The organism is Streptomyces kebangsaanensis, assembly GCF_001906585.1.
In the GTDB taxonomy this organism is placed as follows: Bacteria; Actinomycetota; Actinomycetes; order Streptomycetales; family Streptomycetaceae; genus Streptomyces; species Streptomyces kebangsaanensis.
The window spans coordinates 1-6,227 of sequence record NZ_JUJA01000131.1 but is presented as its reverse complement, the minus strand read 5'-3'; the positions used below and the strand labels follow the sequence as shown (position 1 = coordinate 6,227).

5 protein-coding genes are annotated in these 6,227 nt (G+C 65.0%); 3 read left to right on the top strand and 2 right to left on the bottom strand.

Annotation, left to right across the window (positions count from 1 at the left end):
- Positions 1-160 precede the first annotated feature (160 nt).
- From RH94_RS41460 to RH94_RS18850, 3 genes are all read left to right on the top strand, one after another.
- Positions 161-826, top strand: a complete 666-nt coding sequence (locus RH94_RS41460; protein ID WP_199880850.1) for a transposase family protein — start codon at positions 161-163, stop codon at positions 824-826.
- On the top strand, positions 715-1,479 hold the full coding sequence (locus RH94_RS41455) for a transposase (RefSeq protein ID WP_267893380.1): 765 nt from the start codon (positions 715-717) through the stop codon (positions 1,477-1,479). The genes RH94_RS41460 and RH94_RS41455 overlap by 112 nt, the downstream gene beginning before the upstream one ends.
- Positions 1,480-1,990: 511 nt before the next feature.
- On the top strand, positions 1,991-2,398 hold the full coding sequence (locus RH94_RS18850; RefSeq protein ID WP_143204045.1) for a hypothetical protein: 408 nt from the start codon (positions 1,991-1,993) through the stop codon (positions 2,396-2,398).
- A gap of 352 nt (positions 2,399-2,750) precedes the next feature.
- Here RH94_RS18850 and RH94_RS46715 read toward each other — a convergent pair whose 3' ends face one another.
- Both RH94_RS46715 and RH94_RS18835 read right to left on the bottom strand, forming a co-directional pair.
- A complete protein-coding gene (locus RH94_RS46715; RefSeq protein ID WP_073948718.1) occupies positions 2,751-3,044 on the bottom strand; it encodes an SUKH-4 family immunity protein in 294 nt (97 codons plus the stop codon).
- Between the two features lie 158 nt (positions 3,045-3,202).
- Positions 3,203-6,227, bottom strand: a 3,025-nt coding sequence (locus RH94_RS18835) for an RHS repeat-associated core domain-containing protein (RefSeq protein WP_324614288.1), incomplete at its 5' end; no start/stop codon positions are given.

Sequence of the window (6,227 nt, the reverse complement as noted above, 5' to 3'; positions counted from 1 at the left end):
GGGTCTTCGAAGTTGAGCGGTGCGCCTCATCTCGGGCACTGACGTGGTGTCACGGTGTGTGAATGCCGTGGTGGTGATCGTCCCCTGGACGCAGAGCGCCCGTGGGCCTGCGTGATCATTTCTGTTCTCTACGCAGAACGATCATGCAGGAGCCACGGGCTTGGTCAACGATACGACGTTGCTACTCGATCTGGACGGGGTGTCCGTGGCACGGGTCGAGCGGCTGGCTGACGGAGGGCGCAGGGTCCACCTGGTCACGGCCGACGAGACGGCCAGGGCCTGTCCGGCCTGCGGGGTGTTCGCCACCCGGGTGAAGGGCTCGGCGGTCACCCGGCCGCGCGATCTCCCTTACGGCGAGAGCGGATTGGAGTTCCGCTGGCACAAGCGGCGCTGGTACTGCCGCAAGGCCGGCTGTTCCCGCCGCTCCTTCACCGAGCAGATCCCGCAGATCCCGGCCGGTGCCAGGCTGACCGCCCGGCTGCGGGGTGCGGCCGGACGCCGCATACGGGACGCCGGCTCCACCGTCATCCAGGCCGCCCGCGACCTGCATCTGTCCTGGCCGACCGTGATGGAAGCCTTCCGTGTCCAGGCCCGTGAGGTCACCGCCAAGCCGCTGCCCGAGATGGAGGTCCTGGGCATCGACGAGCCCCGGCGGGGCAAGACGAAGTGGGCACAAGACCCGGAGACGGGCAAATGGCAGCTGGTGCGCGACCGGTGGCACACCGGGTTCGTCGACGCGCTGGGCACCGGCGGGCTGCTCGGCCAGGTCGAGGGCCGCACCGTCGCCGACGTCCTGGCCTGGCTGTCCACCACCGGCCTGGAGTAGAGAAAGAACATCCGGTACGTCGCGATCGACATGTCCACTACCTACCGGGCCGCCGTGCGCACCGGGCTCCCGGCGCCGTCGTGGTCGTGGACCACTTCCACGTGGTCCAGCTCGCCAACAAGATGCTCTCGCAGGTCAGGCGCCGCACCACCGCCGAACTGCGCGGGCGTCGCGGACGTGCCACCGATCCGGAGTGGAGGGCCCGCAGGAAACTGCTGCGCAACCGGGAGGACCTCACCGACGAGCAGTTCGCGACGATGTGGAACCCCCTGCTCGGCGAGGGGAGGATCGGACAGACGCTGCTGACCTCGTGGATCGCCAAGGAGTCCCTGCGCAACCTCCTCGCCCTGGCCCGCACCGGCGCCGACCGCCACCAACTCGGCCACGCTCGCTGGAAGTTCCTGGCCTGGTGCGCGGACGCCGACATCCCCGAGGTCCGCCGCCTCGCCGCCACCGTCGACCGCTGGTGGGACGAGATCGCCGCCTTCATCAACACCGGCCACAGCAACGCCAAGAGCGAGGGCGTCAACCGCGTGATCAAGCTGACCGCCCGCAACGCGTTCGGGTTCAGGAACGCGACCAATCAACGACTCCGGACACGCTGCGTCACCACTCGCCGAGCCCGCGGGCATCTCCGCACCGCTCAACTATGAAGACCCGGCATACCGCGTCCGGCAGTGGCTGCGGGGGGAGGGCACGGGCCAGTTGGTCCAGGCCCGAGAGGATGGGAGAAGCTGAGACAGCAGGCACGGTCGTCAGTTGTGGTCATGCGGACTCGACACCTACAGCATCACCGAAACCGTGCCCGCATCGGCATCCTGTCCAGCACCGACGGGCATGACGGGCCATCACCGGGCGATCCACCCAACCCGCGACCTCGCAAGGCCCGGGAAGGGCACCTGGCCCGCACACGAGTCCGAACCGAGACCGTACGGAACTCGACTCTTTCCCCAGGCAGACCCAACCCTCGGAGTAAGCATCCGAGGGGGAGCCGGAATGAGACGTGTGTGCGGGGCAGCGTGCCTGGCGTTGGGTCTCACCATGGTGAGTGGGTGCAGCCCCCCTAACCTGCCGCTCGTAGCGGTGCGAAACGGGGACGACGGGCAGCCGGTGGCCGAACTGCGGCCGTGCGAAGACGGCGAGACCCTCTCGGGGATGAGGCTGGTGAGCTGGACCCCTGAGGAAGGCGAAGCCGCGATCGAGGAGGCATCACTTGGCTCGGTCGGCTCTGCCTCGGCCTCCCAACCCGCACAGGCCGGCACTGATGATCCGGACGGGGGCCGGGCGCACCAGGAAGACAGCGGGTGGAAGGCATGGGGAGCGACGAACCACGGAGGGGTCGTCTTCCCACTCTTCTCCCCACCACCCGAATGGCGCGCGCAAACCTACGGCAGACAGGCACTGCTGCCCGGCCGGACCTACGCGCTGACCTTCCGCGGGTCCGGCAGTTACCTGGCACACGTCTACTTCACCGCCGACGACCTCGCCTCCCTCCGGCCGGGCCAGGTCTGGGCCGACGGCCGGGCCATGAGCACCAAGGACTTCGACGAACTCGTCGACGGCAAGTGCTGACGGCCATCACGGTCGCCACCGGCACTTCAACAGCACAGCTCGTCCCGAGCGAACAGTGAGGGGAACAGGACCAAGCCGCAACCGTCGACCGACAGAACCCGCGGGACAGCCGACCACAGCATCAGTGTCCGGTCGGCGGTCCAAATCCCCTTCCGGCCTCGCTCACACCGGGCGGCCCGGCACTGAACACCTGGAACCGGGCGTCCTCGCCACGGCGTCGGGGATCGGGGACGGCGTGAAGTGTATCTTGTCCTAGAACGCTGTCAGCCCACCCACGATCACGCGAAACAAACAAGGCGAAACGGCAGCCCGGTCAGGCAATCACGGCCGCTGACGAGTCGAGGTCAGCACTTCATTCAGGGTAGTCACCGATGGATACATCGGCGATGAAATCACTCCAGAATGTACCCTCATCGGCTGCAGGAGGATCGACGTCCCGAATAATCCTCTCCAAATCTCCAGCTGCCACTTCGCAATCATCGAGATCCGACCCTTCGTCATAAAAAGGGAATCGATCGACAACCCCATTTGCACATTCATTGAAATGCCTGATGGATGAATTCGCGAAAACCAGGTCATTCAAACTCGCTCCTGCAAATACGATCCCCGAATCTCGCTGCAAGTAAACGCCGACATGGTGACCCATCCGCCAGAACTGGNNNNTTCTCCTGACACAAGCCGCTCCAGGCGGTCGTTCGCCCGGTAAGAAAAGAAGGTGGCCGGCACCTCCACACTCACTCCGTCCCCAGATACTTCGGTCAACTCAAACTGCATCGACATCTCCAATCACGACTACTGGGCGCACTATTTTTTGAACAACTCGGAAATTGCTGCCTTGAGCTCCTTGTTCGCTTTTTCTTGTACGGCTTTGCTCGAGTTCCAGTCGAACGACCAACTCACGTTCTTTATGCCGGCCGATGCAATTTTAGCAGTACAGTTATGCGTGCCATCACAGGGCTGACGCTCGGAGTACAAGGCGACAATCTTGTCGCCCGCCGCATCGAGCAGCTTCTCCTCTGCATGTGGCCCTCCGCCCGACCTAGCGACCAAAGTCGTCCCATCTGAGAGCAATGCGGCAGCATAATTTCCTGTCTTATTTTTGTCGATAAGACGCTGCAATTGCACTGCCTGGCTCAGATGCCCCTCTCCGTACGCAATTTTACCAGCCAGATTCATTCCGTGGGCGTAGCGCTGCGCCGCCTTGGCTGCGTCTTCCCCCGATTCCAGCGCCTTCGCCAAGCCTTTAAGCTTCCCTATGGGCAAGAACCCTGCAACGAGCCACCCGCAGGCGGAATAGTCTTGCTGCCGACAGTTTTCTGCGTCTTCCAGAGGGGAGAGTACAACTACAGCATTTTTCCAAGCGTGGTAATTTTCCTTAAACCCACATTTGATATCCCAGAATCCACACTCACTTTTCCAGAGCTGGTCCCATCCGCATTTGACGTCCCAGAATCCGCAGCCACCACCACTCGGTTTCTGCACGGCGATCCCGCTGCCGGTGCCAGTGTTCGCGGTCCCGTTCCCCTTACCGCCGTTGCCGTAGGTGACGCCGGGGTCGAGCGGGTATGCGGGGTCCGGTTGCTGAGGGCCGCCTCTGCCGCCGTCGTCGGGCATGCAGCGGCCGTTACCGGGGTCCATACAGAGGCCGGTGGGATCGCTGTAAGTGACGGGATTGTTACTGGCGTAAGCGTAACCGTTAAAGGATTGGGCCTGGTCGAGAACGAGCAGGGGATCGACGCTGATGAACTGTCCTATGGCAGGGTCGTATTCGCGGGCGCCGATGTGGGTGAGGCCGGTGGTGGTGTCGCGGGTTTTGCCGAGGAAGCCCTTGTCGTCGGGCCAGGGGCCGTAGAGGGGCGTGCCGCGGTCGGCACCGAAGGGGGTGGTGTAGCGCTTGGTGAAGGCCTGGGCGGTGTCCGGGCTGATCGCCAGCGTAGATGTGCCGTGGTGGTCGCCGGTGAGATAGGTGAGTTTGTTGGTGCCGGATTCGTTGGAGCGGACGGCGGCGGTGACAGCGCCAGCTGTGTAGTAGCGCTGGGCCCAGGTGGTGCCGTTGACGCGGAGGTGGAGTTCGGTGGCGCCGGCGTAGAGGATGCGTTCGCCGTTCTTGGTGGCGCGGATGAGCAGGGTGCCGTCGGCGGCGTAGAGGTAGTCGGTGGACGTTGCGTTCTCGGTGAGCTTGGTCAGCTTGCCTTCGGGTGACCAGTCCAGTTCCTGGGTGGCTGTGGTGCCTGGGCGGTGCCTGGTGTTGCCGGTCGTGTCGTAGTCGTAGGTGCGCTGTGGGCTGGCGCAGTCGGCCTTGGTGGTGGTGCCGGTCAGGGTGTGGGGCTGCTTGGCATTGGTGTAGCAGTAGGTCGTCTTCGTGTCGCCGCTGCTCTGGTGGACCGTCTCACTGGTGCGCTGGCCCGCGGTGTTGTACGTGTAGCTGGTCCAGTACGGGGCCGGGCCCGACAGGCTGGAGGCGTTCGGGGCGTCGGAGCACTTCTGGGAGGCCGGGGTCCAGGCTTCGGTGAGGCGCTGGTGGCCGTCGTAGGCGAAGCACTGGGTGTCGGGCGAGCTGGTGCCGCCGAGTGTGGTGGGGTCGCTGATGGCGGTGACGTTGCCGGTCTGGTCGTAGGTGTAGTTGAGGTCCTGCAGCATGTACGGGCGGGTCTGGTCCTTGACATAGCTGCGGAGCAGGCGGCCGGTGCCCTCCTCGTAGCTGTTTTTGACGTAGACGTTCTTGTTGCCTGTGCCGCCGGTGCCCAGGGTGAGCTCCTCGGGCTGGGTTAGGGCCGAGTAGGAGACGTTGTTCAGGTAACCGGTCGACCCGCCGATGGAGGTCAGGTTGCCCAGGCCGTCATAGGTGAAGCCGATGATCTCGGACGGCAGGCCACCGAGTGCGGGTTGCTTGTCGTACTGCTGGGTGCCATCGATGTTGTAGTACGTCTCGAACGCCAGCGTGGACGGTGCGCCGGCCTTCACGAACGGGTCGCTGGCCGGCAGTTCCAGTTGGGTCGCGGTGGCCCGATCGAGGCTGTCGTAAGCAGTGACGGTCTGGGTGTAGGCCGCTCCCGTCTTGCCGCCGACGTAGCGGGTGGAGGAGGTGGGCAGGCCCTTGAGGACCGTGTCGTAGGTGTAGCCGGTGAGCTGGTTGGCGTCCGTTTTCGACCCGGTCCAGGTGCCGGTGGCGCGACCCAGTTCGTCGTAGGCGGTCAGGAGCGACGTGCCGCGTGAGTCGGTGGACTTGATGATCTGGTCGAGGGCGTTGTACTCGGTGGTTGTGGTGCCCTTGTCCGGGTCACCGGTGCTGATCTGGCGACCGAACAGGTCATAGTCATAGGTCCACTTGGCGCCGTCCGGACCTGTGATCGACTTCTGCTGGCCGTCCAGGGCGTAGGTGAACTTCGTGAAGGTGTACGACGCGCCAGGGCCGGTGCCGAAGCCGCTGTCGGCCGGGCTGGTGCTCGCGTACTCCCGGCTCTCCGTGGTCTGACCGCGCACGTCCGTGATCGTGCGCCGGGCGGAGCCGCCTTCAAGGGCGGTGGTCGCGACGGAGTCTCCGGTGTAGGTCGTCGTGGTGGACCACTTCTTGACGCCGTAGACGTACAGGCTGCTGGTCGTCGCCCTGCCCGCCCCGTCGAACACCGTCTGCGTCTGGGTGGGGGCCTCGCCGTACTCGGCGCGGGTGTAGGTGCTGTTGGGCGTGCTGGAGGTGTCGAAGATGTCCGCGTATGTGTCGTACGCGAGGCCGCGGGTGTCGTAGCGGGTGTCGGTCAGCAGGCGGCCGCCCCGCGGGGTGGGCGACTGCGTCTGCAGCGGACGCAGGAGGGAGTCGTAGAGCGTGTAG